Origin of the sequence: Komagataeibacter saccharivorans (assembly GCF_003207825.1) — a bacterium.
Lineage (GTDB): Bacteria > Pseudomonadota > Alphaproteobacteria > Acetobacterales > Acetobacteraceae > Komagataeibacter > Komagataeibacter saccharivorans.
This window is the reverse complement of sequence record NZ_NKTY01000019.1, coordinates 1-26747: the sequence shown is the minus strand read 5'-3', so window position 1 is coordinate 26747 and position 26747 is coordinate 1. Positions and strand designations below refer to the sequence as shown.

The following is a 26747-nucleotide window of genomic DNA, read 5'->3' as shown; positions in this document are numbered from 1 at the left end:
TTCTTTTTAACTGTAGGCTATAAGGTAGCCCTTATTGTCCATCAGCAACAGCAGATTATCGACAATGATGGGCGCGGTCGTGACCTGACCCGGAAGGGCGTGAAGGGATTCGATGTGCCCCTGCGCGGGATCGATGATGGCGACGCCATTTTCCGGCAGGCTGGAAATCATCACCAGCTTGCCGCCCGCCAGTATGGGGCCATTCCATACGATGCCGCGTTTCTGCTTGTCGGCGTTTTCGTACTGGCGCAACTGCGTGATCCAGCGCACATGACCCGACAGGCGGTCCAGGCAGGCGACCTGTTCGTCCATGGAAACAAGGAAGATCCAGTCCCCGATCACCAGCGGCGTATTCTGGCCCGAAATTCCGCGCTCCCACAGCCTGCGTCCCGAGCGCATATCGATGGCGACCAGAACGGAACCCGTGCTTATGGCGTAGGCCGTACCATCGACAATGACGGGCATGCCATGAACACACGAAAAGTCGATCAGGGCTTCCTGTCCGTTCGTGCTGCCCAGCGTATCGGCCCACACGACCTCACCGCCTTCAGCGCGCAGGGCGACCAGATCGCCTGAACCGAAACCGGCCAGCACAACGCCATCGGCCACGGCCGGGGCGGGCTGGCCGTATATGACGGTATCGGCGGACGTCGCGGCGTAGCTCCACAGGATGTTACCGTTTTCGGCGTCCACGCAGTACAGGTGTTCGTCAATCGTGCCGAAGAACAGCCTGCCATTGACCAGCGTGGGGGCGGAACGGCCGGGGGCCTGAATATTGACACGCCATTTCAGCTTGCCGGTTTCCGCACTGACCGCCAGCGCCTGACCCACACCATCGACGATGTACAGCGTATCGCCATCAACAGTCAGGCCACCGCCCAGATTGTTGGACAGCATCTTGCGCGGCTTGGGGTTATATTCCCACAGCTTGTGCATGCCGGGCCAGCGGTAGGCACGGATGACGCCCTGTGCATCGGCTACGAAAATCCGGCCATTCTGCACCACCGGCGTTGCCTGGATGATGCCACGCCCGCTATCGCCCAGCGCGACATAGGACAGAAGCTGCGGCTCGGAATTACCAGCCCCGATATCGTGGGTCCACTGGTGGCGCATCTCGCCGCCCCAGGCGATGTTCACACCGTCATGATCAGGCCGGATGCCTGACTGGGGCCACGCATTGACCGCGATGGGCGCAGGCACGTTCACGGCCTGCGTTTCATCGGCGTCAACCGTCAGCCCCGCAACCGTATGCAGCACATCCGAGCGATGGCCGATCAGCAGCGGCGTTTTCTTCTTGCCTGCCTTGCAGGCCGCAAGGGCTGGCAGCAGGGCTGCCCCCACGCCAAGGAGCGCATGGCGTCGGCTTAGGACTGATTTCATGTTTTTTCCGTCTGTCGGCATCATGAGCGGACCACGCCTTGAACTAGCCACCCGCGTCGCCCCCCAGCGTCTGGAGCATGGCTTCCGCACGGTTGCGCACGCCATCGGGTATGCCCATGTCCATGCTCAGCCGCTCGAACCGGGCGCGTGCGTCAGCTTCCTTGCCTACGCGCAGGTCCAGCAGGGCTTCGGCTTCGATGGCCTGTCCGCGCCATGGCTGTCCCGCGCCGTCCAGCACGGCAAGCCGTGAACGCAGGGTAGCGGGATCGCCACTGTCGATCTGATGCTGGACCCACAGCAGGCTGGCGAGGGAGGCTACAACCGGATCGACACCGTGTTCCTGCGCGACACCATCCCACAATGTCAGGGCACCGGCATTGTCACCGCTACCGGCCAGAAGGGCGGCGCGTTCCATGCGGGCAAGGATGCGCAGCGGTGGCCGCGCCTTGCCATCAAGGGCAGCAAGTTCCTGAAGGGCGTTTTTCTGTCCCGCTGTCAGGGGCGCGGTGCTGCCCGGCATATCCGCAGGGCCACGGGCCGCATCATGCATTGCGGTGAAATAGGAAGCCGATACGGCGGCGTCAGCCTGATGGGCGCGATAGACCGAATACTGCCACCCGCCCGCGCCGATACAGATACCCGCGACCACGACACCCGCAACCACCAGATAGCGCCGCGCCAGTGCCCGGATGCGTTCGGCACGGATTTCCTCATCGACTTCCCTGAAGATGTCGTCAGCCACGTTCCTGTCGTTCCCTGCTTGCTGGCGCGGTGCGTGATGCGTCGCGCGTCGTAAATCTCTGCCCCAGCATATCCAGCCTGAAACGGCACGGCAAACCGCCCTGTCCGGTCGCCATCCCCATTTCCGCCATCATGCCTGTCCGATCACATAGACCGGGCCGTTTTCCGCCGCCAGTCGTAAGCGTGCCCGAAATGCACAAAGTTCAGGTTTTTCACCGTTTCCGCTCCCGCCACTGCCGTAACAGGGCCAGCGCCGCCTGTGCCACCTGTTCCACGTGCAGCCCTTGCATCGGGGCTTCGCCCTCGGGGCCAGGAGCTACGACCGCCCGCGCCCACGGACCGCAGGGCGCGTATTCCGACGCACGGCTTCGCCCGAACAGGCCAAGCGTGGGAATCCCGCTTGCCGCCGCCAGATGCATGAGACCGGAATCATTACCAATAAACAGCGTGCATTGTCCCATCAGCGCAGCAACCTGCGTGACCGATAGCGTTCCACCGGTATCAAGCGCATCAGGCAACTGCGCCAGAACGGGCCGCGCGCGCGCCTGCTCCGCCTCTCCCGGTCCATAGAGGACCACCGGGCGCAGGCCGGGATCAGCCGCGCGCAGCAGGTCGAACAGGGCCACAAACCGTTCCGCCGGCCATATCTTGCCATCCCAGTTGGCTGTCGGGCCAAGTGCGACCCAGTTCACGCCCGTCCCCAGCATGCGCGACGCCTGCGCACGTTCGACCTGACTGGTCCATGTCACCGGCAGCGGCGCGGGGCTCAGGCTGAGCAATGCGCCAATATGGGCAATCCGCCGCCCCGGCCTGCGGCCACCACGCATCACGTACCGCCTGCCCACGCGCAGGAAGTAGCTGGTGATGGAACCACGCAGGTCGATGCATATATCCCATCTGCGCCCCCGACACTGACGCCACAGGTCGAACCAGTGCCTGTCATACGTACGCTTGACCATCACGATCGTACGGACCCGACGTGGCATATGGGCGAACAGGCCAGCCGCCACCGGGCCGCAGGCTATGGTGAAGTCAGCCTGCGGATAACGCCGCAGCAGGGTATCCAGCAGGCCGGTTGACAGGATGGCGTCCCCCAGCCGGGTGGATGTTATGAACAGGATGTGCATTTTACGGTGCTAGTCACGTTTTGCGGATGTGCCAACCCGTCTTTGCCCTTGTCTGTCACGCCGGCTGTGGCCAGATTATGCCCATGGCCAGAATCGCTCACCTTCCCGCCCGCGCCGTACTCAGTGTATCGGGGGCGGACCGCGTTTCCTTCCTTCAGGGGCTGGTGTCAAATGACATGACGGCAGTCGCCCCCGGCCATGCCGTATGGACGGCGTTCCTGTCCCCGCAGGGCAAATGGCTGGCGGACTTTTTCGTCTTTGCCGACCCGGAGGGCACGCGCCTGCTGCTGGACTGCGACGCGGGGCAGGTGGACATGCTGCGCCAGCGCCTGTCGCGTTTCCGACTGCGCGCGCACGCTGAAATCGGGGAAACCGGCTACGCCGTTCACGCCGCATGGGGTGGCGATGCCACAATGCCCGAAGGGTATCCCGCCGCCCCCGATCCCCGCCTGCCGCAGGCTGGATGGCGCTTCCTGCTTGGCCACCCATCCCCCACCGCCCATGCGGACGATGTGGATTACGACCGCCACCGGCTGGCGCTGGGCCTGCCCGATGGCGCGCGTGACTGCGAAAGTGACCGGACCCTGCTGCTGGAAGCCAATTTTGACCAGCTCAATGGCATTAGCTGGACCAAGGGCTGCTACATGGGGCAGGAACTGACCGCCCGCACGCGCTATCGTGGTCTGGTGCGCCGCCACCTGCTGCCGGTTACGGCGCAAAGGGAACTGCCGCCACCGGGCACGCCGGTCCTGTCGGGCACCGCTACGGTGGGAGAAATGCGCTCATCACGCGACGGGGCGGGCATGGCGATGATCCGCAACGAACATATCCATGACACGGGCCTGACCGCCGCAGGCCACGCGATAAGCGTGCAGGTGCCGCCATGGTTCTCCCTTCCCGCCAAGGCGGAATAAAGCCTGCCAGTGCGCATTTCGGGGCCGGTTCAGGCTCCTCCTTCAAGGTAAAAAACGCATGTCCTACACGCCGCCGGATTCGGCTGTTCGCTCCGCCATGATTGGTCGGGTCAAATTCAATGCCGATGGCCTGATCGCAGCCATTGCCCAGCAGCATGACAGTGGCGAGGTACTGATGCTGGCATGGATGAATGCCGAAGCACTGGATGAAACCCTGCGCACGGGCCACGTATGCTATTATTCACGCAGCCGGTCGGGCCTGTGGCGCAAGGGCGAGACATCAGGGCAGGTCCAGGCCCTGATCGACGCCCGGCTGGACTGCGACCGCGATGCGGTCCTGCTGCTGGTGAACCAGAAGGGTGTCGCCTGCCATACGGGACGGCGGAGCTGCTTTTACAACGCCCTGCGCCCCGAAGGCATGGTCGAGATCACACAGCCGGAAATTGCAGCGGAAACGCTTTACGGCAGCAAAGGCTAGGCAATCATGGCTTATGATGAGGAAAAACGCGAACAGATCGGCAAACTGATCTGGATCGGGATCATGGTGGTGGCCACGGTTGTCATGGGTATTTTCATGCTCAGGAACGAACTGCATGCCCTGATTTCAGAAAATGAACCTCTACCGCCCGGCGTTACGGCTCCGCAGACGCCGGATGCACCGCCGCAGAATGCGCAGCCAGCAAATCCATGACTTCATGCGCGGCGGCAGTGGCCGGGTCCTGACCCGGCCCGCGTAACGCCGCGCGGATATGGCTGAATCCCGCGCGCTGCAGGCTCCGGCAGTTTTCGTCCTTCAGCAGGCGCTCAACGGTGTCGGCCAGAAGTTCGGGCGTGCAGCGTTCCTGCAGCAGTTCGGGCACCAGCCTGTGGCCGGACAACAGGTTGACCATGGCCACATAGGGCACGCGGATCAGACGTCGCGCCATCGCCGCCGTCAATGGATTGACCCGGTACGTCACGGCCATGGGAACATCCGCCATCGCCAGTTCCAGCGTGGAAGTACCCGATTTGGTCAGTGCGGCACTGGCTGCGGCAAACGCATCGTGCTTGTCCTGAACGTCGGTAATGACCAGCGGCTGGACCGGCCAGTTCGCTACCCCCCTGCGCACGATATCCCCGATAACGGGGGAGACCGGCACAACCGGCACGATGCCCGGCATACGCTGCTGTAAAATGAGGAGCATGCGCCCAAATACCGGCAACAGACGCGGCGCTTCCGACCGGCGGCTACCGGGCATGAGCACCAGAACCTGCGCAGAATCCGCTATGCCGTAACGCCTGCGAAAATCAGCCCCGGAACCCTGATCCGCGCCGGATTGCAGCACGGGGTGACCAACAAAACGTGCCTCGATCCCGTGGCGGGCAAAAAATTCCGGCTCGAACGGCAAAAGGCACAGCATCCGCTCCCACAGGCCCGGAAATTCCCGCACCCTGTGCTCACGCCAGGCCCAGACCTGGGGGGCGACATAATGCAGCCGGGGAATGGATAGCGGCGCGATCCGACGCAGAAGCCGCAGGGCAAAACCGGGGCTGTCAATGGTCACGACCAGATCCGGACGGCGTGCAGTAATATCCTGCACCGCCTGATCCAGCCTGCGTGAGAGATGCCGCAGTCTGGGCAGTACTTCCAGCAGTCCCATGACCGCAAGATCACGCAGCGGAAACAGCGAGTGCAGCCCCTGCGCGCGCATGTGTTCGCCCCCTATCCCGGCAAAACGGATATCCGGCCGCGCAGTGCGCAGCGCCGCCATCAGACGAGCGCCCAGCACGTCACCGCTGGCTTCGCCCGCCATGATCCAGATGGTCGGTCCATGCCCGGTAGGTTCTGGTAGCGGAGGGATGGGAGAATGGGGTCCAGTCATGCCAGACCGGCTTATCGTGTCGGATCAGCCAGCGCAAATACCGATGGTGAAAAATCTGCCACATACCCGGGCAGCCGGTGCAGGCCGCCTGTTCATGACATCACCCGGAAATTTCCGGGTTTCTGAAAAACAGGCAGCGAGGCGTCGTTCCCCGTGCCGCTACCGCCCGTTCAGGATGGTGCGGATGCTGGCGCGGATATCCTCGGGCAACGGCACATACCCCAGCAGCAGGGCTGACTCCGCACCGTGCTGCATGCTCCAGTCAAAAAACGCCCGCACCGCCCTGCCCTGCGCTGTCGTGGCACTGTCCGTCGGGATCAGCACGTAGGTTGCGGCCATGATCGGCCAGGCTCCCGCGCCATCGCCATCCAGCACATCAGCGGAATGGGTCGCATCATCCGCCCAGTGGGCGGAGGTCACGGCCAGACGGAAGCTTTCGGGGTCTGGCGCGACCACATCTCCATGGTGATTACGCAGTTCGGCCATGGGCATGTGATTGCCCGCGGCATAGGCGTATTCCAGATAACCGATGCTGCCTTCGGTATTGCGCACGGCCGCGGCGACACCGTCATTGCCGCGCGCGCCTTCGCCCACCGGCCATTCGATGGAGGTCCCCTTACCTTCCTCCGCCGCCCAGCGCGGCGAAACCCGTGCGAGATAGGACGTGAAGACAAAGGTCGTGCCCGACCCATCGGCCCGCCGCACCGGGGCCACGGGCATGGCAGGCAGGCTGACACCGGGGTTTTCCGCAGCGATACGTGGATCATTCCACATGGTGATATCGCCACTGTACAGCCCGGCCAGCAGTTCACCCGTCAGGTGCAGATGACTGCCATCCAGACCGGGCAGGTTCACGACCGGCACGATCGCCCCCAGCACCGTGGGAAACTGCATCAGGCCATTGTGCGCCAGTTGGGCCGCATTCATCGGCGCATCCGACGCGCCGAAATCCACCGTGCGGGCCTTGACCTGATTCTGCCCGGCACCTGACCCGATGGTCTGGTAGTTCAGGCGGATATCCATCGCACGGGCGGCCCCTGCCCCCCACGCGCCGTAAATCGGCGCGCCGAAGCTGGAGCCCGCCCCGGTAATATCGGTTGCATAGGCAGGCAGGCTGGCCGTGCATAACATGGCCGCCAGTGCCAGACCGATACGCCCCGCACGCCCCCTGTTGGCCAGCAGGCCCGAACGCCTAGCCCCGCAGGACCGCATTGCAGCTTTTCTGCGCGGCAGCGACCACCCGGTCACAGACAGCTTCGATTTCCGCATCGGTCAGTGTCCTGTCCATCGGCTGAAGGGTTATCTCGACACCCAGTGATTTATGCCCCGCCGGAACCTTGTCACCTTCATACACATCGAACAGATGAACCGCGACGATAAGGTTCCGCTCAGCGCCTTTCACGGCCCTGAGCAGTTTTTCCGCAGGCAGGTCCGCCGCGACGACAAAGGCGAAATCACGCCTCAACGGCTGGAAGGCGGACAGGGCGGGCGGCGCCTTGCGCTTGCGCCTGGGTTCGGGCACGGCGTCGGTATAAAGCGTGAAGGCACAGACCGGGACATCAATCCCCCGCGCCGCCAGCAGGGCGGGATGCAACTGCCCGAAATGACCCAGAACCAGCTTCGGTCCCTGCCGGATCACCCCCGACCGGCCCGGATGGTAGTAGGACGGGGCATCGGCAGTGATGGTGCAGCCTTCCATCGCAGCCCCGGCAACAGCAAGCCCTGCCAGCGCGTCGGCCTTGACCTGCCACAGATCGACCGGCTGCGCGGGCTGGCCGGGCAGACGCGGCGAATGGCCGCTGCGGATACCGGCGGCGATCAGTTTCTGTCCATCGGCGTCAAAACCGGGGCCGACTTCGAACAGGCCCAGATCGGGATAGCCCCGTGCTGCATTCGCCCTGACCGCTGCCAGCAGGTTGACCAGCGGGGTCGGACGCATCTGGTCCAGATCGGCGGCGATGGGGTTGAGCAGATGCAGGTCAGCCGGTGTTTCACCGAATGCCGCGGCCTGATCCATCGCCACGAAGGAAAAGCCCACGGTTTCCAGCAACCCGCGCGCCGCAAGCTGCCGGCGCAGGCCGGCGATGCGCGTCTGGCGGCTGCTCAGGGCAGGCAGCGGCACGGCACTGCGCAGCGGCAGCGATACGGCAGGCACGCTGTCCAGCCCACGCAGGCGCAGGATTTCCTCCACCAGGTCCACTTCCGGGTCGATCTCGATCGCGCCCTGTGCGGCGGCCTGCGCACGTGCGGGCGGCAGGTCCGGGCGCTGGTCCAGCAGCATGGGGGTAGCGATGTCATTGCGCCATGAGGGTACATCCACCACCACATGGCGGGCATCCCGCTCCCGCACTGCAAAGCCAAGCCGCTCCAGAAGGTGCACGGCATGATCCGGCGCTTCGCTCAGGCCGCCCAGCGTCTCAAGCCGTGCGAATTCCAGATGCGCCTGACGCTGCCACGCGGGTTCGACCCCGGCGGACACGACACTGCCCGCTTCCCCGCCACACAGGTCAAGGATCATCCGGGTCGCGGCCTCAAGGGCTGCGGGCGGCAGGGCCTGATCCACGCCGCGTTCAAAACGCTGTCGGGCATCGGAATGCAGGTTGTGCCGCCGCCCTGCCAGCGCGATGGCCACGGGATCAAACAGGGCGCATTCGACAAACACATTCGTGGTCGTTTCACTGACCCCGCTTTCAGCCCCCCCCATGATCCCGGCCAGCGACTGCACGCCCCGGCTGTCGGCGATAACGCAGTCATCGGGCGTCATGACGTGTTCGCTGCCATCAAGGGCAGTAAAGGTTTCGCCTGCCCCCCGGCAGATGGTCAGTTCACTGCCCAGCAGTTTATCCGCGTCAAATACATGCAGCGGACGGCCAAGGTCGAATGTGAAGAAATTGGTGATGTCCACCAGCGCCGACACCGGACGCAGGCCAATGGATTCCAGCCTGCGCCGCAGCCATTCGGGGCTGGGACCATTCTTCACGCCCCGCAGGCTGCGCCCCAGAACCCACGGACAGGCTTCGGGGAAGGTAACACGCCAGTCGATGGGGGTATCGAACCGGCTTTCCACCGTCGCCGTCAGCCACGGCTTCAGTTCGCCCAGACCGGCAGCAGCAAGGTCACGCGCGATCCCGCGCACCGCCAGCGCGTCCCCGCGGTTGGGGGTGATGGCGATGTCGATGACGGGATCATCCAGATCAGCGAACAGGGCGTAGGACTGGCCGGGCACGGTATCGTCGGGCAGTTCCGCGATCCCGTCGCTTTCCTCCCCAAGTCCGAGTTCGCGCAACGAGCACAGCATGCCGCCGCTTTCCTCACCCCGCAGCTTGCCTGCCTTGATGGTGATGCCGCTGGCCGGGATGAATGTGCCGGGTGGCGCGAAGATCACATGCAGGCCCGTGCGCGCATTCGGCGCGCCACAGACAACCTGCACGCGCTCAAACCCCTCACCCGCGTCCACCTGACAGACGCGCAGGCGGTCGGCGTTGGGGTGCTGGGTGGCTTCGATAATGCGGGCGGTGCGGAACGGAGCGAGGATCGCGCCCCGGTCTTCCACCCCTTCGACCTCAAGCCCGATGGTGTTCAGCGTGGCGCAGATTTCTTCCAGCGTTGCCGTGGTCTCAAGATGTTCGCGCAGCCATGACAGGGAGAACTTCATCGATCACAGACCTTCGTGCAGCATGGCGGGAGACAGGGGGGACGTGCCGTAATGACGCAGCCAGCGCACGTCGCTTTCATAAAACGAACGCAGGTCCGGAATACCGTGGCGCAGCATGGTCAGCCGTTCGATCCCCATGCCGAAGGCAAAACCCTGCCATTCACGTGCATCCAGCCCGCAATTGGCCAGCACGCGCGGATGGACCATGCCCGCCCCCAGCACTTCCAGCCAGTCGCCGCCGGTACCGATCTGGCCCGTCCTGCGCGACCAGCCGATGTCGATTTCCATCGAGGGTTCGGTAAACGGGAAATAGGAAGCGCGAAAGCGCACCGGCAGGTCGGGCATCTGGAAAAACGCGCGCAGGAAATCAGACAGGCAGCCCTTGAGGTGCCCCAGCGTGATGCCCTTTTCAATCACCAGTCCCTCGCACTGATGGAACATGGGAGAATGGGTGGCGTCATGATCGGCGCGATAGGTGCGGCCGGGCGCGATGATGCGGATGGGCGGTTCCTGCCCCAGCATGGTGCGGATCTGCACGCCCGATGTCTGTGTGCGCAGCACGCGCTCGGGCTGGCCGCTGGCTTCCGCCGGCAGGTAGAACGTATCCTGATCGGTACGGGCGGGGTGATGGGCGGGCGTGTTGAGGGCCGAAAAATTGTGCCAGTCGCTTTCGATATCCGGGCCTTCGGCAAGCTGGAAGCCCATGGAGCCGAAAATGGCGGCCATTTCCTCGATCGTGCGGGTAATGGGGTGCAGCAGTCCCTGCGCATCCGGCGCACATGGCAGCGTCACATCCACGCGTTCAGCCGCAAGGCGGGCGTTCAGCGCCGCCGTTTCCAGTTCCTGCCCGCGGGCTTCGATCAGACGCGAGAGTTCATCGCGCAGCCGGTTCAGCGCGCCGCCACGCGTGCGCCGTTCATCGGGCGTCATGCGCCCCAGTTCCTTGAGCAGCGCGGTCAGCCTGCCCGACTTGCCCAGCGTGCCGACACGCACCGCATCCCATTCACGCAGGTCGGTCGCGGCAGCGAGTGCCTGAACTGTCTGTTCCCTCAGGGTTTCGAGATCGTCACTCATAGCACCTCGCGCAGGCTTTCACCGGGCGGGCTGGCAGTGGATAGCAACCGGCGGCTTCTACCCGCACGGGCCAGACCCGGCACATGAAACTGTGCCCGCCGCCGGACGGAAAAGCGGCACGGGCATTGCATAAAAACAAAACGGGCCGCCCGTTGGGACGACCCGTTTCGTGGACCTGTCGCCACACGGGCGGGGACAGGGTTCAGGCCAGAGCGGCCTGGGCCTTCTTCACGATCTCGGCGAAGGTTGCCGCATCGTCATAGGCAATGGCAGCAAGGACCTTACGGTCGATCTCGATGCCAGCCTTGTCCAGACCGTTGATGAAACGGCTGTAGGTCAGGCCATGCTCACGCACCGCAGCGTTGATACGCTGGATCCACAGGGCGCGGAATTCGCGCTTCTTGTTGCGGCGGTCGCGGTAAGCATACTGAAGCGACTTTTCCAGACGTTCCAGCGCAATGCGGTAGTTGGTGGAGGAACGACCACGGAAGCCCTTGGAGAGTTCAAGGACCTTCTTGTGGCGGGCGTGGGTGGTTACGCCGCGTTTCACACGTGCCATATCTCAGGTGCTCCTTATGCCAGACCGTAGGGAGCCCACTGCTTCACAGTGCGGCCGTCCATTTCCGTCAGCACCTGCGAACCACGGTTCGTGCGCTTCATCTTCTGCGAGCGGTTGATCAGGCCATGGCGCTTGTTGCCCGGTCCTGCCAGCACCTTGCCGGTCGCGGTGATCTTGAACCGCTTCTTGACCGATGACTTGGTCTTCATCTTGGGCATTTTCTTCTCCTGATGTCTGGTGCCCGTGTCCCTGCCCCTTTCGGGTCGGAACACTTCCATTGCGGCCGGGCATGCCCTACAGGCCCGGACGCGCGAACAGGCAGGCTATAGACAACACCGCAGGCAGGATCAAGCCCCTTCCCCGCCCCACGGCATGCTTTCCCCCATCCGGCCCGTACTGTAGGAGGAAAACGCAAGATCATATCGGGAGGAAAGCACAATGACACAGCGCGTCGCATACATAACAGGTGGCAGCCGCGGCATCGGCGCGGGCATCGCCACGGCGCTGGCGAAGGATGGGTACGACATCGCCATTTCCTATGTCCGCAACGAACATGCAGCCGAGGAAACGGTGGCGGCAGTCCGCGCGCTGGGCCGCCGTGGCATTGCCATCCGCTGCGATGGCGAAGGCAATGGCAACCGTGCAGCCATATGTCAGGTCGTGAAAGAACTGGGCCGGATTGACGCACTGGTGTGCAATGCCGGGATCTACCCCTATGGCGACGTGGCCGAGACCACGGATGAACAGGTCGACGCCGTGCTGGGGCTGAATGTCCGCGCCGTGATGATCGAAACCATCGAAGCCGCGCGCCACATGACCACGGGGGGCCGCATTGTCCTGATCGGATCGACCTTTGCCGATCGCGCACCTTTCCCCGGCATTTCGCTTTATTCCGCATCCAAGGCCGCACTGAGCGGATTTGCCCGTGGCGCGGCACGCGATCTTGGCCCGCGCGGAATCACCATCAACGTGGTGCAGCCCGGCCCGATCGATACCGACATGAACCCCGCCACGGGGGAAGCTGCCGACCTGCTGCGCAGCTTCATGTGTCATAAGGAATATGGCCGGATCAGCGATGTCGCGGCTCTGGTCTCGTTCCTTGCCAGCCCGGCGGCCGGTTTCATCACGGGCACCGCGCTGACCACGGATGGCGGCCTGGCGGCCTGACCTGTGGCCTGCGGGCGGGGTGATGACCCATGCCGCCCGCACTACGGCAGCACACCAGCAATGGGGCCTGCGTCCCGGTCACATCATACCGGGCGCGCTCCGCTCCCTCTGCCCTTCCTCACCAACAGGTGATACCAGACCTGCATGTCCGAAACCTTGCAGGAAATCACCATGCCGTCGGCTGTTCTTTATTCCCCCGAAGATGTCCGCAAACTGGCTGCGCAGGACACGATCATCCTGATCGACGTGCGTGACGGGAAAGACTTTGCTGCCGGCCACATTCCGGGCGCGGTGAACATGCCCGATATTTTCACCTATCTGGCGGAAACCACGCAGGACGGACTGCACAGCCTGCAGGAAAAATTTTCCACCCTGTTCGCCGATTACGGGCTGGATGGGAACAAAACCGCCATCATCTATGAAGATGCGCTGCATACCCGCTACGGTGCGTCCTGCCGGGGTTACTGGATACTGAGCTATCTCGGCTATCCGCGCGTGGGCATACTTGATGGCGGGCTGAGCGCATGGCGCCGTGAAGGTGGCGCGCTGAGCACCGAAGCCACGCAGCCGGTGCGGGCACGGTTTCCGCTGTGCATCAACCACGCTCTCATGGCCACGCGCGACGACGTATACGCAGCCCTTGGCTCCACCACCACGAAGCTGCTCGACAACCGCGACAGCGTCGAATGGCTGGCGGAAAGCTCCTCCCCCTACGGTGTGGATTTCGCGCCCCGCAAGGGCCGCATTCCGGGGGCCGTATGGATTGAGTGGTACGATTTCATGAAGGTGACGGATAACCACGCCGCCTTCCGCAGTCCTGACGAAATCCGCGCCCTTGCCGCATCGCGCAACCTGAACCCGGATGATGACATCATCATCTACTGCTTCAAGGGTGCGCGCGCGGCCAATACCTATGTCGCCCTTGCTTCCGCCGGGTTTACACGCCTGCGGCTGTATATGGGATCATGGAACGAATGGTCCCGCGACCCCGCCCTGCCGATCGAAGGCGGGATACCCAAGGCGGCGGCTCCTTATCACCAGAACTGAAACTGACAGCACGGCCGATGCCTCCCCGCGTCGGTCCCCTGCCCTTTCCATCCTGACTGGCCGTGAGAAATATCGGAACATGCGCCGGTCGGACTGCACGCAGCACATCAGCGATACCGCCCGGTCAGGCTAAAAACCGGCGGCATTGGTTATCCTGCCTGACGCCACTACAGCCCGTATGCCTGAGTGTTTCTGGCATTCAGGCCACGAAATTCTGTGTACGTTACGGGCGATCTATACAGGCCGCACGTAGAACCAGCCACGCTGCGTCAATTCATCTGAAAGTCACGCCATCCTTGCGGTCCGGCCATTGAGGGGCGCAGCAATGCCACGGATGACATGCGGAAGCGATTCCGCGCCAGCGTAGCTGCCCCCGTGTCCGTTAAGGCCGCCCATTCCGCCATTGCAGCAGCGCACCACCACGGCTACCGCCCGTTCCCGCTCAACCGAGCGCGATGGAAGACAGAGACATACTCTCTGCCCCTCCTCACGCACCTGTGAAGAAGGCGCAAAATACAGAAACCAAAGGTTTCCGTATTTGAAATATCAAATAGCCGCTCAAACCGTATGGTTAAGGGGTTCCGCCATTTCCATGGCATCCATTTTCATACGAAAGACATACTGCAATGCCCAAGGTTCTCGTCCTCTATTATTCGTCCTACGGCCATATCGAGACGATGGCCCATGCCATAGCCGAAGGCGTACGGGCCAACGATGCAGAAGTCGTTGTCAAACGCGTCCCTGAACTTGTTCCCGAGGACGTTGCGAAGGCCCATCACTTCAAGACCGAACAGGGCGCTCCCATCGCCACAACACAGGAACTGCCCGAATACGACGCCATTATCGTCGGTGCACCGACCCGCTTTGGCCGGCTGCCCGCACAGATGGCCAATTTCTGGGACCAGACCGGCGGGCTGTGGCTCAAGGGCGCGCTGATCGGAAAGGTCGGCGCGGTATTTACCTCCACCGCATCCCAGCATGGCGGGCAGGAGACCACGCTGTATTCCCTCATGTCCAACCTGCTGCATCATGGCATGGTCATTACCGGCCTGCCCTACAGCTTTCAGGGGCAGTTGAAGCTGGATGAAGTCACGGGTGGCTCCCCCTACGGCGCGACCACCATTGCCGCAGGCGACGGCTCCCGCCAGCCCGATGCCAACGAACTGGACGGGGCGCGTTATCTGGGCAGCCATGTGGCGGGCATTGCAAAAAAACTTGCCTGAATACTGCGGCGCGAAGGGGCACGATCTACACCGTGCCCCTTCGTGCTATTTCAGATGTTTCAGGCTTTCGCACTCTTCTTCCGTCGCCCATGGCGAATGCGCGAAGGCCCTGACCAGATAATCCAGCAGCGCCGTCACCCGGACGGGACGCAGCGGACTGGGTGATGTCACGATGTACAGGGCGACAGCCGGGGCTTCCCATTGCGGCAACGCCTGCACCAGCCGACCCGATTTCAGGCCATCCCAGACCATGAATTCCGGAAACAGGCCGAAACCAAGACCCGCTTCCAGTGCGGGCAGGAATCCTTCCGCATTATTGGCCCGCAGGCGGGAAGCCTGTGACAGCACGAATTCCTTGGCCGTTTTCCTGTGCCGCAGCCTGATCTTACCGGGTGCGGATGTATTCGTGTAAACAAAGCCCTTCTGGTCTTCCAGTTCACGCGGATGGTCGGGCCTGCCTATTGCATCCAGATAGGCGGGAGCGGCAACCAGCAGCAGCCGCACGGTGCAAAGACGCCGCGCGCGCAGCGAGGAATCCGCAAGGGACGCGATCCGCAGCGCAAGATCATATCCCTCCGCCACCAGATCGACGACCGCATCGCTGAAATCGATCGCGATATCGACCTCCGGATACTGGCGCATGAATTCGGGCAGAAGGGGGGCGAGATGCTGGATGCCGAATGTCACCGGCGCTGTTACCCGGATCTGGCCGGATGGCTTCAGGATACCACCCCGCGCCTCCACTTCCGCCGCTTCGGCTTCGGCCAGTATGCGATTTGCATGCCCCTGAAGCAGCCGACCCGTTTCCGTCAGGGACATATGCCGGGAGTTGCGGTTGAACAGGGAGACCCCAAGCGCCTGCTCAAGCCGCCCCACGGCCTTGGATACGGTGGGTTTGGAAAGCTGGATATCTTCCGCCGCACGGGCAAAGGACCCCCATTCCGCAACCTTGGCAAAAATGGCCCATGCCTCGAAATCAGGTAAGCGCATTTGAAATCCCTGGAAACGATCCTTGGTGAAGGTTTCACTATAGGCCGCCCACACGATTGTTCCAGCCTGCCGCAGGCATACAGGCAGCGGACCGGCAAGTCCGCCCCCATACCGGAAAAGCCCACCCCTGAATCAACAGATCAGAAACGTTGGCTTTCCTTTATTTCCATATACGCTCCGATCGCGGCGGACGTAATATTCTGGTGTTGATGAAAGTACAGAAACCGAAAGGTGATCCGATGATTGAAATCCGACCTTTTGACCACATCGGTCATGCCGATCATGGATGGCTGGATGCACGCCATCATTTCTCGTTCGCCAGTTATTTTGATCCGGCGCGCGTCAAATGGGGGGCATTACGGGTATGGAACGATGATGCCATAGCACCCGGCACCGGTTTTGGCACCCATCCGCACCGGGATATGGAAATCATTACTTACGTGCGCGAAGGCGCAATTACCCACGAAGACAGTCTGGGCAATCGCGGGCGCACGCAGGCGGGCGATGTGCAGGTCATGTCAGCGGGAACCGGCATCCGCCACAGCGAACATAACCGGGAGAGCGAAACCACGCGCCTGTTCCAGATCTGGATCATGCCCGACCGGGCAGGGCATGCCCCCTCATGGGGTACACGCACCTTCCCCAGGGGTGAACGGGCGGGCCAGTTTGTCGTACTCGCATCAGGCCGCCCCGAGGAGGACGATGCCCTGCCCATCAATGCGGATGCCCGCGTTCTGGGAGCGACGCTGCACAAGGGACAGGTCGTGGAATACCGGCTTGGAGCCGAACGGTTCGGCTATCTGGTGCCCGCGCGGGGGCGGGTGGAGATCGAAGGGGCGAGTGTCAACGAACGCGATGGAGCCGCGATTTCAGGCACGGACATCCTGCGGATACGCGCACTTGAGGATGCCGAGATCGTCCTGGTGGACACCCACGACTGACTGCCGTGGATAATATCCCGTAGCCTGTAGCCGTAACTTACAAGGCTACAGGTCACGGAATGCAGTCAATCAGGCGTAAAGATCAACACCGCCCTGATCTTCGTCCGCACCCTGCGCGGTCTGGGCGGAGCTGTTGGTGGAGCCGGACGTCGTTTCGGAAACGATGTTACCGCTCGAATCCTTCACGATGGTGGTGATGGAGCCATCGCTGTTGAAGACTTCGCTTGTCGTCGTGCTGCTGGAAGAGCTGGACCCCGAGGAGGAGGATGACGAAGAGGACGACGAACTGTCGCTGGAAGATGACGTGCCGAACAGGCTGCTGAGTGAGTTGCTGCTGAGGCTTGAGATGGAAGAAGACATCTGGGACTCCATAATTGCGGTGAAATTATTTTGATATAATTAAGCTCAATAAAAGCGCTTCCCCATCTCACGATGGAAGGTTTTTCATGTCAAGATCAATATACGGATAAATCAGACCCCACGAATCCAGAAAAACGAATTATATTGACGGATTCATTGATTTGTATTTTTTAAATCAATCATCGAATCGCACGTCATATTCTTTCCGTGCAATGCTTCGTTATTATTTATTACAATATATTACATTATGTATTGTTTCGCATACATGTGTCGCCATGCCGACCCCCGAGGAACGCAACAGTCGAAAGCAGGGCTGCGCGTAACGCAACCCGTTTTCATTTGCACTGACCGTATTCAATCCATCTGGACAACGGGCCAGCCAACAGGCGTCATCTTCATCATATTTTCACGGAATGCAGTATCCGGGCGAGAATAACACTGGTAACACCATCATAATTCGATGTGCAGCCGACCAATACTGCAGGGCACGATTTAAGATAGGTACCCAGCGTGACCGTTTTCCATTCCAGCCCCCCTACTCCCCCGTCTGGAAACCGCCGTTTCAGGTCGCTGCTACCTTACATGCTGCCATTCCTGATTGTTGTTGCATGCGACGTGGTTATTGAACTGCATGACTATCAGCACGCGAAAATGGAGGTGCGGGCGGAAGCCCTGCGCAATACCCAGGCGTATGCGAACCTGATCGCCGACCGGCTGAATACGCGCTTTACGGAACTGGATGTCGCCTCCGCCGCGCTGCAACTGCCACATACCAACCCCGCAACACCTTCCCCCCAGATGGGTGAAGCGCTGCGTCGCTACCTGCTTTCGCGCGCCACGCCCTATACGTTCAATGTTCTGGCGGCCGACGGGGAAACGATCCAGTGGTCTACCGCACCGTCGGGAACCACCCAGGCAAAGAACGCGCAGACATCCGCCGCAGACTTCACCCCCCTTGACCATTCCGGCAACCACCTTCTGGGCCGGATACAGTATCGGGACGACACAGGGGATGCCGTGCTGCCCCTGCTTGTCCATGGCGATACGGATGAACATACGGGGTATTTCTTTGCCTCCAACTATCATCTCGACCGCCTGCTCGATATCCGCGAACTTCCTGCCAACTATCGCAGGGGCTGGTCATTCACGCCCGTCGATACACGTGACGGCGCGGTCCTTCATGCCCGGCCTGATTCTTCGCGGCGCTCCACTCCCACCCCGGCGGCAGACATTGCCATCGTGGTGGCGTCGCCCGTGGACGACTACCCCTTCAGCGTGCGCCTTGCCGTGCCGGAAAGCCGTGTCCGGCAGACCTACTGGCGGCATGCGCCATCACGCTGGGGGATAGAAGCGCTGGCCTTCGGCTTGCTGCTCAGTGCGGTCGCGGTGACGATCCGGCGGCGCGAGCGCGAACAGATGCTGCAACTGACCCGGCTGACCGAGTTCAACAGCTTCATGGCGCAGCTTAACCAGTGCATCAGCCAGGCGAAGAACGAGGAAGCCCTGTTGCAGGAAATCTGCGACATGGCCATTCACTACGCGCACCTGAAAATCGCCTTCATCGGGCGACCAGATGAAAACGGGTCCATACGCATGCTGGCCGTGGCCGGGCCTGCCGGATGCATGGATGGCGTATCCATTTCCGTCCACCCGGACGTGCCGGAAGGTTGTGGCAATGTGGGCCGGGTGTGGCGCAGCGGGCAGCCCATTTTCAACGCATCCTTCAAGAACGGGGAACATACCGCCCCATGGCGGGAATGGGCCATACGACAGGGTGTGTGTTCCAACGCCGTGCTGCCCATCCATCGCGACGGGCAGATCTGGGCGGTGCTGAGCGTCTATCACGAACAGGTCGATGTATTTGACGACCAGCTTCAGGTGCTGCTGAAGGAAATCGCAACCGACATATCGAGCGGGCTGGAACAGCTTTATAACCGTCGCCTCCAGACCGCCCTGCTGGACAACTCGGTCGTCGGTATCCTGCTGGTCAAAGATCGCATCATCCAGATGACCAATACCCGCGTGGCGCAGATGCTTGGCCTGACCCCGGACTCACTGGTCAACCAGTCGGCTGAAATGCTCTATGCCGACAGGGAGGAATTCGAACGGGTCGGCGCCATATATGAACAGTTGCGGACCCGGTCCGAGGTGCGGGTTGCGGGCGTGCGCCTGTCCCGCCCAGACGGCCGCGTCATGATCGCCGATTTCTCGGGCGTGCAGCTCAGTGACATCAACGGCAATGTATCGGTCTGGACCATCGAGGACGTAACCAGCCGCGATGTGGCGCAACGCCTCTATCATGCGCTGGTCAATACCGCTGACGCCGTGCTGCAGGCCAGCAGCGACACCGAGATGTGCGCCCGCGCCTGTTCGGATCTGGTGCATGACACGCTGTTCCATGCGGTATGGATCGGCAGGATGGAACCGGGCTACCGGCTGAATGTCATCGCCCGCGCAGGCGAAGGGACGGATGGTATGGACGCCCTGGACCTGCGCGCCATGGACGAAGTGCCCGTGCCGCTGGTCGCCGCGCGCGCGTGGAAGACGGAGGCCCTTGCCTACAGCAACGATGAACTGGGCGAACAGGCGCAGGCGCCGTGGTTCGATTTCGTCAGGCGGAACCAGTGGCGCGCTGTGCTGTCCACGCCGATCTGGCGCGGTGGATCAACGTGGATGGTCATCACCTTCGTTTCCCCGCAGCCCCATATCTTTGATGCGCAGAGCATAGCCCTGTGCCAGCGCGTCGCCCATCTGCTGGGCCACGCGCTGGATACGCTGGACGCCAAGCAGCGCGTCGAAAAATTACAGGTGGAGGAATCCCAGCGCGCACGCCACGATCCCCTGACCGGCCTGCCCAACCGGCTGGCGCTGGAAGAATACATGCCGCTGGCCCTGGCACGGGCGCGGCGGCAGGGCACTGCCGTTGGCGTCAGCATGCTCGATCTTGATGACTTCAAGCTGGTCAATGACAGTTACGGGCATGAGGCAGGCGACGTACTGTTGCAGGAACTGGCCCGTCGCATGCGGGCCGGACTGCGCCAGACCGATTACATCGCGCGACTGGGCGGTGATGAATTCGTCATTATTATCGATGACCTCGACCCGCTCGTTCCCGTAGCGCAGGCCACGACGGTACTGGACCAGTTGCATGTGGCGGTTGAAAGTCCCTTCCAGGTCACGCCCGAATCCCGCGCGGTGGTGGGGATGACCCTTGGTCTGGCGCTTTACCCACTGGACGGGGAAGATCCCGATACCCTGTTACGGCGCGCCGATGCCGCCATGTACCAGTCAAAGGTGACAAAGGCCACGCGCAAGACATGGTGGTGCCTTGCCAGCGCAACCGTGGCGCGACCGCCCACGGATAATGCGCCCGAAACGATTGCATTTGATGCCTATGGTCCCGAAGCGGCAGAACTGCTGACACGGGCGCGGAGCTTCCTCGCCCGTATCCGGCATGATTTCATGGAACGTTTTGATGACCTTATTGGCGAAACGCCCGATGGGAAACGCATCCTGTCCGTCTTCACGGCGGAAGAACTGGCCCACCTCAAGGAACAGCAGCTAAAGCATCTGGGCTTCCTGCTCGCGCCTGAAACCACGCGGCAGGACATCGTGGCGATCGCAGGCCGGATCGGCACCGTACATGCCCTTTCGGGGCTCACGCCGACATTGCTTAGCGAATCCTACAGCATTTACCGTCGCCTGCTTATCGACCGTCTGGACAAGGCCATGCTGCGCGCCAGCGAGCAGTATCATATCCTGCTGACCACCGAAATTCGCATTCAGGATGACAAGGGCGCGCAGCTACAGGCGGGTCAGGTGGTCGAACAGACCTATTTCTCCCTTCTGTCCGAAAACCTGCCCGTAACCGACCGCAGCCTTACCGACGCCACCGCACAGGAAATGGAAGATTTCGGCCAGTTACCCGGCATACAGGCCGCCATGCTGTTCCGCGCCAGCGCATCGGGGCAACTGGTTGTGACGGGCACCGGCGGCCCACAGGCACAGAAACTGGGCAACGCCATGCTGCCAGTCCTCGCACAGCCGATAACCGAGCCGGACCCGTCATTCAACCAGTCCGTCACAGGCATCGCATGGCGTAGCCGACAGCGGCAGCATTGCGCCTCCTACGTTACGGATCCCCGCGTTGTAGTGTGGCGTGACGTGATGAAACACCTTGGCATCGTGTCATCCCTCAGCATTCCGATCAGGGGAAACGATGGGCAGGTGATGGCCGTACTGACCGTTTACGGCGCCTATCCCAACCAGTTTGAATCGCTGCTGATGCAGCAGTTCGCCAGCGGATTGCAGCAACGGTGGGAACAGATCTGGCAACGCTATCCTTCCCCACTCCCCACGGCGACCATAACGGAACCCCGGCCCCGATAACGCCCCCATGAACCGCCATTGGAAGAACGTGGCCCGTAGGGATGAAATCCGGCTTCACGAAAACTGGGGAAAGACTGCCTGAATGGCCACCAAGAGCCGTTCTGCAAATCATGGAGAGGGGGGAACGTTTTTGGTGCCCCCTCTTTCAGAGCGCCGCAGATGATGCCGCTTTAAAAAAGGCAGCATCCGGAAATTGATCACTAATCCAGTTTCAAATGGCGTCTGAATCCGGACCAGATCCGCGCCAGCCGTCCCTGCATGACTCACAGACCACGCCATTACACGGAAACGGGTACAGCCGACGAAATGGCGAAGGCCCAACCACAATGCACCAATGGGCAATCCCGCCTGCACGGACAGCGAACCCTGATTACGTGCATCATGACCCAGCAGGTTGAAACCTACAGGCAGGCACATTATTTTATTGGGGAGTTTTTGGCTGGGGGACCTGGATTCGAACCAGGGCTGACCGGGTCAGAGCCGGTAGTTCTACCGCTAAACTATCCCCCAGCAAGGAGAAAGCGGCGCGATGCGCTGCGGTGATCAGGCATATACCCGTCGGTTATCGGGCGTGCAACCCCCCTGATTGCTTTTTTGCAAACTTTCTCTTTTGGCTTGCGTTTTACGCAGTACACTTAACACAATAGGTAATGCCTCGATCGTCAACGGGTCTAACGGGTTTGGATGAACATGGTCCAGCAGCCGCTCAGCGCACAGATAAGGGAACAGGGATACATTCCCCTTCCCACCCCCGCGCCGCAGCGCCGTAGCGTGCGCGGGCCACTTTATGCCGCCATCGACCTGGGCACCCATAACTGTCGCCTGCTGGTCGCCCGCGCGGGTGAACGGGGGCTGCGCGTGATCGACAGCTTCAGCCGTGCCGTCCGGCTGGGAGAGGGCCTGCACCATTCCGGCCAGCTTGCCGAGGCCGCGATGGAACGCACCATCGCAGCCCTGCGCGCCTGCGTCGCGCGGATGGGGCTGTATGACCTGCATGACCACCGCGCAATTGCGACAGAAGCCTGCCGCCGTGCGGGAAATGGCATGGACTTCCTGGCCCGTGTTCTGAACGAGACGGGGCTGAACATCTCCATCATTTCCGCGCGGGAAGAAGCGGAACTGGCGCTGGCTGCATGTACATCGCTGCTGCAGGACAGGCGGGAGACCACCGGGCGGGGGCTGCTGTTTGATATCGGCGGCGGCTCGACCGAAGTCGCATGGGCGCGAATCGACCGCGACGCCCGGCGGCATGACCTGTCGGGCTATGTCAGCCTGCCGGTTGGCATCATGACGCTGGGCGAACGCGACGGCGCGGATATTTTTTCCGACACGGGCTATCGCGCCGTTGTGGATGAAATCAGCAATGTACTGCGCGGTTTTGACGACGTACACTGCATTGCGCGCGAAATCGCACGGCAGAATGTCACGCTTCTGGGCACCAGTGGCACCGTCACCACGCTGGCCAGTCTGGCGCTGGCGCAGGAGCGTTACGACCGCACGGGAATTGACGGGGCAAGCCTGTCGGTGCCGCAGGCGCTGGGCATAATCGACAGCCTGCGCCAGTCCGGCCTGAACGGGCTTGCACGCCATCCCGTTATCGGCCCGGACCGCGCGCGCTACCTTCTGCCCGGCTGCGCCATATTCGAGGCGATCGTCACCACATGGCCCATGGCGGAAGTAAGGGTGGCGGACCGGGGATTGCGCGATGGCATGCTTTTACGCATGATCGGGGATCGCAGACGACGCGGCGGCTTTTCCGCCACCTCGTCTTCCCTCTCCTTTCATAATCGTATGGAGCACCGGGTCAGTCCCTGACCGCGTCCCGTCATGAAACAGCGTTCTTCTACCCGCATACCGGGCAAGGCCCGTAACAGCAGCCTTACGCCCGGCAGCAACGACACCAGCACCGACGGACAGGCAGCGCGCGCCAACCGGACCAAGACCGTCACGGTCAAGAAGGCGCGCGGCCGCACGACAGCACAGCACCGCTGGCTGCAACGGCAGTTGAATGACCCCTACGTTCAGGCCGCGCAGAAGCAGGGCTGGCGTTCACGCGCGGCCTTCAAGCTGATTGAACTGGACGACCGTTTTCACCTGATCCGCCCCGGCACCCGCGTCGTGGATCTGGGTGCGGCCCCCGGCGGCTGGACGCAGGTGGCGGTCAAGCGCGGCGCGGCGGAAGTGGTCGGCGTCGATCTGCTGCCGGTTGATCCGGTGCCGGGCGCTACCATTCTTGAAGGGGATTTCAACGATCCCGACATGCCCGACCGCCTGACCGAACTGCTTGGGGGAAAGCCCGATCTGGTCATGTCGGACATGGCGCCCAACACCACAGGCCACGCCCCAACCGATCACCTGCGCATTATCGGGCTGGCCGAACTGGCGCTTGATTTCGCGGTCCATATCCTCGCCCCCGGCGGCGCATTCATCGCCAAGGTGTTCCAGGGTGGTTCGGAAAAGCAGATGCTGGGCGAACTCAAGAAGATGTTCACGCAGGTCCGCCACGCCAAGCCTCCTGCCAGCCGCAAGGAATCGAGCGAACTCTATGTCGTGGCGACAGGGTTCCGCGGTCTGGACAGCGAAGAAAGCTGAACTGCCCGACCGCGTTTCCTGACACTCAGCCAGGTACGTGGTGATCGTCCCACAGCCACGCAGCCCCCCGCACACCCGAACTGTCGCCATGCTGGTTGCGCACAATCGGCGTGCGGCAGTCGGGGGTAATGACATAGCGGCGCATGAGCCGGGGCACGCGCTCGTACAGCGTTTCAAGGTTGGACACACCGCCGCCCAGCACGATGACATCGGGGTCCATGAAATTGATCGCCATGGCGCAGGCCCGCGCCATGCGGTCCATGTAACGGTCCAGCGCCCCGATCGCGGTCAGGTCGCCTGCATCCGCCTCCTGCTCGATATGGGCAGCGCTGCGATGGCCGGGGCCTTTCCAGTCCTGCGCCAGCGCGGAGCCGCTCAGGAACCGCTCCATACATCCCTCATTGCCGCAGAAACATTTCGGCATGGGAAATTCCTCAAGCCGGGGCCACGGCAGCGGCGTATGTCCCCATTCACCCGCGATATGGTTGCGCCCGATCAGCAGCTTGCGGTCGATCACGATCCCCGCCCCCATGCCGGTGCCGATGATGACGCCAAACACGCTATGATAACCAGCGCCCGCACCGTCTATCGCCTCGGACAGGGCAAAGCAGTTCGCATCGTTTTCAATGCGGACTTCGCGGCCCAGCGCCGCCGACATGTCGCGTATCAGCGGCTGGTTGTTCAGCCATGTGGCATTGGCGTTCTTGATCACGCCAGCATCGGGGCTGATGGAACCCGGAATACCGATTCCGACCGTCCCCGTACCCCCCAGTTCCTTATCCACGCCATGGATCAGGTCGCACATGGCCGCAATGGCCGCATTATAGCTGCCCGGATTGACAATCCGCCGACGGACAAGCTCGGCTCCGTCCATGCCAAGGGCTGCGATTTCGATCTTGGTGCCGCCAAAATCTATTCCGATACGATAGGAAGCCATCCGGAGTCTTTCTTTCATCATGTTTTATCAGTGGCACGTTTTCTTTTATGGTCGTACCTGCAGGGAACATCAAACCCTGATGTCCGCACATAGCTGCCCACCACACGGAGACATGGCCCCCCATGAGTGAGATCCTGCTAGACGCCCGTGGCCTGACCTGCCCCCTGCCCGTGCTCAAGGCCAACCGCATGCTGCGCGGGCTGGCGCCGGGGACGCGGCTGCGCGTGATTGCGACCGACCGGGCATCCGTCGCGGATTTTCAGGCTTTCTGCCGCGAGACGGGCCACGCCCTGATCGCATTCGGGGAAGAAGGCGGCACGCTGTCCTTCGTAATCCGCCGCAGGCAGGAAACGGACGCCGCATCCCATTCGCGCCCATGATCCGCCCCATTGTCAAACTAGTCTAAAACCAGTTGTCCCCTTGGCAGGATGCCCCACAAGGATGTAATGCGTCCGCCACCACGTTATTTCAGGAAGCACCGCGTACAGATGACCGATGACCTGACCAACCTGTCCTTCGAGGACGCACTGGCCGAACTTGAAGCCATCGTGCGACAGCTTGAGGTAGGCCAGCTCAGGCTGGAGGACGCGATCACATCCTACGAACGCGGCGCCGCCCTGCGGCAGTACTGTCAGAAGAAACTGGACGAGGCGGAAGCCCGCGTTCAGGCGATTGTCCAGCGTGCAGACGGTACGCTGGAAGCAAAACCAATGGATTGATGCGCCAGATGAACCAAACAACAGCAACCGCGTCCCAAACAGACGGTACGGATCGCATGGTCCGTCTGCGTGCATCCATGGCCGCGCGCGCCACGGCGATCGAACATATGATCGACCGTCTCCTGCCCCGCGTCGAAGGGGGGGAAGCCCGCCTGATCGACGCCATGCGTTATGCGACACTTGGCGGCGGCAAGCGCCTGCGTGGCTATCTGGTGGCGGAAGTCGCCAGCCTGTTCAAGGTCGCAGCCGAAGGCGCCGACCGTGTCGCCGCTTCGGTTGAAATGCTGCATGCCTATTCCCTGGTGCATGACGACCTGCCCGCCATGGACGATGACGACCTGCGCCGTGGCCAGCCCTCCACCCATCGCAAGTTTGACGAAGCCACCGCCATTCTGGCCGGTGACGCGCTGCAGACGATGGCGTTCGACATTCTGGCCAACCCGCTGACGCATGACAGCGCAGAGGTGCGCATCAACCTTGTCCGCGCGCTGGCCGACGCATCCGGTGCCGCAGGCATGGTTGGCGGCCAGATGATCGACATGGAAGGGGAAGGCCGTGCGCTGTCGCTGGAAGAAGTCGCCCGCCTGCACGCGCTCAAGACCGGCTGCCTGATCCGCTATTCAGCCGAAGCCGGCGCCATTCTGGGGCAGGCCAGTGATGACGTGCGCAAGCGCATTTCCGCCTATGGCCGCGATCTGGGTGCCGCGTTCCAGATTGCGGACGATGTGCTGGACGCCACCGCCAGCGCCGAGGAACTGGGCAAGACGGCCGGCAAGGACGAAGCCGCGGGCAAGTCCACCTATGTCGCCCTGCTGGGCGTGGATGGTGCCGCGCGTGAGGCGAAGCGCGTGGCCGAACAGGCTGAATCCCATATCGACATTTTTGGCCCGGAGGCTGATCGCCTGCGCGATCTGGTCCGCTACGTGGTCGAGCGCAGGAACTGATGGACATGACCGACACCAACACCCCTTCCGCGATTCCGACCCTTGGGCGCTATGCGCAGCTTGACCGGGTGCGCGCGCCGCATGACATGCGCAACCTTTCGGTGGAGCAGTTAAAGCAGCTGGCGG

General features: G+C 62.2%; 24 protein-coding genes and 1 tRNA gene. 13 read left to right on the top strand and 12 right to left on the bottom strand.

Annotated elements, in window-relative coordinates; genetic code table 11:
* Nucleotides 1–6 precede the first annotated feature (6 nt).
* The 3 genes from CFR79_RS11085 to CFR79_RS11075 all read right to left on the bottom strand — a co-directional run bounded on the left by CFR79_RS11085 (nt 7) and on the right by CFR79_RS11075 (nt 3248).
* Nucleotides 7–1380 (bottom strand): PQQ-like beta-propeller repeat protein, encoded by a 1374-nt coding sequence (locus CFR79_RS11085; RefSeq protein WP_110547948.1) that lies wholly within the window; start codon nt 1378–1380, stop codon nt 7–9.
* Nucleotides 1381–1423: 43 nt separating this feature from the next.
* Nucleotides 1424–2122, bottom strand: coding sequence for a hypothetical protein (locus CFR79_RS11080; protein WP_102323518.1), 699 nt, complete (start codon nt 2120–2122; stop codon nt 1424–1426).
* A 211-nt stretch (nt 2123–2333) separates the two neighbouring features.
* Nucleotides 2334–3248: a glycosyltransferase family 9 protein gene (locus tag CFR79_RS11075; protein ID WP_110547947.1), complete on the bottom strand. Its 915-nt coding sequence runs from the start codon at nt 3246–3248 to the stop codon at nt 2334–2336.
* A gap of 83 nt (nt 3249–3331) precedes the next feature.
* Here CFR79_RS11075 and ygfZ point away from each other — a divergent pair, with 83 nt between their 5' ends.
* Together ygfZ and hisI are read left to right on the top strand one after the other, a co-directional pair.
* Nucleotides 3332–4162, top strand: a complete 831-nt coding sequence (gene ygfZ / locus CFR79_RS11070; protein ID WP_110547969.1) for a CAF17-like 4Fe-4S cluster assembly/insertion protein YgfZ — start codon at nt 3332–3334, stop codon at nt 4160–4162.
* A 58-nt stretch (nt 4163–4220) separates the two neighbouring features.
* The gene (gene hisI, locus CFR79_RS11065; RefSeq protein WP_110547946.1) at nt 4221–4640 is read left to right on the top strand and encodes a phosphoribosyl-AMP cyclohydrolase; all 420 of its coding nucleotides are present in this window, start codon (nt 4221–4223) and stop codon (nt 4638–4640) included.
* A gap of 154 nt (nt 4641–4794) precedes the next feature.
* Here the strand turns inward: hisI and lpxB are convergent, their stop codons facing one another.
* The 6 genes from lpxB to rpmI all read right to left on the bottom strand — a co-directional run bounded on the left by lpxB (nt 4795) and on the right by rpmI (nt 11530).
* On the bottom strand, nt 4795–6024 hold the full coding sequence (gene lpxB / locus CFR79_RS11055) for a lipid-A-disaccharide synthase (protein WP_110547944.1): 1230 nt from the start codon (nt 6022–6024) through the stop codon (nt 4795–4797).
* A 159-nt stretch (nt 6025–6183) separates the two neighbouring features.
* Nucleotides 6184–7236, bottom strand: coding sequence for a phosphate ABC transporter substrate-binding protein PstS (pstS, locus tag CFR79_RS11050; RefSeq protein WP_408884569.1), 1053 nt, complete (start codon nt 7234–7236; stop codon nt 6184–6186).
* Complete coding sequence (gene pheT, locus CFR79_RS11045) at nt 7217–9679, bottom strand: phenylalanine--tRNA ligase subunit beta (protein WP_110547943.1); 2463 nt, start codon at nt 9677–9679, stop codon at nt 7217–7219. Before pheT ends, pstS begins: the two co-directional genes overlap by 20 nt.
* A gap of 3 nt (nt 9680–9682) precedes the next feature.
* Complete coding sequence (gene pheS, locus CFR79_RS11040) at nt 9683–10753, bottom strand: phenylalanine--tRNA ligase subunit alpha (RefSeq protein WP_102323512.1); 1071 nt, start codon at nt 10751–10753, stop codon at nt 9683–9685.
* A 202-nt stretch (nt 10754–10955) separates the two neighbouring features.
* The gene (gene rplT / locus CFR79_RS11035) at nt 10956–11312 is read right to left on the bottom strand and encodes a 50S ribosomal protein L20 (protein WP_010513542.1); all 357 of its coding nucleotides are present in this window, start codon (nt 11310–11312) and stop codon (nt 10956–10958) included.
* Between the two features lie 14 nt (nt 11313–11326).
* A complete protein-coding gene (gene rpmI / locus CFR79_RS11030; RefSeq protein WP_007400447.1) occupies nt 11327–11530 on the bottom strand; it encodes a 50S ribosomal protein L35 in 204 nt (67 codons plus the stop codon).
* Between the two features lie 220 nt (nt 11531–11750).
* On the opposite strand from rpmI, the gene CFR79_RS11025 reads away from it, so the two are divergent.
* The 3 genes from CFR79_RS11025 to wrbA all read left to right on the top strand — a co-directional run bounded on the left by CFR79_RS11025 (nt 11751) and on the right by wrbA (nt 14749).
* Nucleotides 11751–12479, top strand: a complete 729-nt coding sequence (locus tag CFR79_RS11025; protein WP_110547942.1) for an SDR family NAD(P)-dependent oxidoreductase — start codon at nt 11751–11753, stop codon at nt 12477–12479.
* A gap of 144 nt (nt 12480–12623) precedes the next feature.
* Nucleotides 12624–13526: a sulfurtransferase gene (locus CFR79_RS11020; RefSeq protein WP_110547941.1), complete on the top strand. Its 903-nt coding sequence runs from the start codon at nt 12624–12626 to the stop codon at nt 13524–13526.
* A 626-nt stretch (nt 13527–14152) separates the two neighbouring features.
* Nucleotides 14153–14749 carry an NAD(P)H:quinone oxidoreductase gene (gene wrbA / locus CFR79_RS11015; RefSeq protein ID WP_102323509.1) on the top strand — a complete coding sequence of 199 codons (597 nt, stop codon included), beginning with the start codon at nt 14153–14155 and terminating at the stop codon, nt 14747–14749.
* Nucleotides 14750–14794: 45 nt separating this feature from the next.
* On the opposite strand, the gene CFR79_RS11010 is transcribed toward wrbA, so the two are convergent.
* The gene (locus tag CFR79_RS11010; RefSeq protein WP_110547968.1) at nt 14795–15739 is read right to left on the bottom strand and encodes a LysR family transcriptional regulator; all 945 of its coding nucleotides are present in this window, start codon (nt 15737–15739) and stop codon (nt 14795–14797) included.
* A gap of 239 nt (nt 15740–15978) precedes the next feature.
* On the opposite strand from CFR79_RS11010, the gene CFR79_RS11005 reads away from it, so the two are divergent.
* The 3 genes from CFR79_RS11005 to CFR79_RS10995 all read left to right on the top strand — a co-directional run bounded on the left by CFR79_RS11005 (nt 15979) and on the right by CFR79_RS10995 (nt 21429).
* A complete protein-coding gene (locus CFR79_RS11005; RefSeq protein ID WP_110547967.1) occupies nt 15979–16680 on the top strand; it encodes a pirin family protein in 702 nt (233 codons plus the stop codon).
* 136 nt (nt 16681–16816) lie between these two features.
* Nucleotides 16817–17074: a hypothetical protein gene (locus CFR79_RS15915; protein WP_181417419.1), complete on the top strand. Its 258-nt coding sequence runs from the start codon at nt 16817–16819 to the stop codon at nt 17072–17074.
* 548 nt (nt 17075–17622) lie between these two features.
* Nucleotides 17623–21429: a diguanylate cyclase domain-containing protein gene (locus tag CFR79_RS10995; RefSeq protein WP_110547939.1), complete on the top strand. Its 3807-nt coding sequence runs from the start codon at nt 17623–17625 to the stop codon at nt 21427–21429.
* Nucleotides 21430–21865: 436 nt separating this feature from the next.
* On the opposite strand, the gene CFR79_RS10990 is transcribed toward CFR79_RS10995, so the two are convergent.
* Nucleotides 21866–21939, bottom strand: a tRNA-Gln gene (locus tag CFR79_RS10990).
* A gap of 174 nt (nt 21940–22113) precedes the next feature.
* On the opposite strand from CFR79_RS10990, the gene CFR79_RS10985 reads away from it, so the two are divergent.
* The gene (locus CFR79_RS10985) at nt 22114–23244 is read left to right on the top strand and encodes a Ppx/GppA phosphatase family protein (RefSeq protein ID WP_102323506.1); all 1131 of its coding nucleotides are present in this window, start codon (nt 22114–22116) and stop codon (nt 23242–23244) included.
* Nucleotides 23245–23256: 12 nt separating this feature from the next.
* Nucleotides 23257–24021, top strand: a complete 765-nt coding sequence (locus CFR79_RS10980) for an RlmE family RNA methyltransferase (RefSeq protein WP_102323505.1) — start codon at nt 23257–23259, stop codon at nt 24019–24021.
* 25 nt (nt 24022–24046) lie between these two features.
* On the opposite strand, the gene CFR79_RS10975 is transcribed toward CFR79_RS10980, so the two are convergent.
* Nucleotides 24047–24958, bottom strand: coding sequence for an ROK family protein (locus tag CFR79_RS10975; protein WP_110547938.1), 912 nt, complete (start codon nt 24956–24958; stop codon nt 24047–24049).
* A gap of 122 nt (nt 24959–25080) precedes the next feature.
* Here CFR79_RS10975 and CFR79_RS10970 point away from each other — a divergent pair, with 122 nt between their 5' ends.
* From CFR79_RS10970 to CFR79_RS10960, 3 genes are all read left to right on the top strand, one after another.
* A complete protein-coding gene (locus CFR79_RS10970; protein ID WP_110547937.1) occupies nt 25081–25338 on the top strand; it encodes a sulfurtransferase TusA family protein in 258 nt (85 codons plus the stop codon).
* A 108-nt stretch (nt 25339–25446) separates the two neighbouring features.
* On the top strand, nt 25447–25677 hold the full coding sequence (locus CFR79_RS10965; protein ID WP_102323502.1) for an exodeoxyribonuclease VII small subunit: 231 nt from the start codon (nt 25447–25449) through the stop codon (nt 25675–25677).
* A 56-nt stretch (nt 25678–25733) separates the two neighbouring features.
* Nucleotides 25734–26621, top strand: coding sequence for a polyprenyl synthetase family protein (locus CFR79_RS10960; protein ID WP_102323501.1), 888 nt, complete (start codon nt 25734–25736; stop codon nt 26619–26621).
* The last annotated feature ends 126 nt before the right edge of the window (nt 26622–26747 follow it).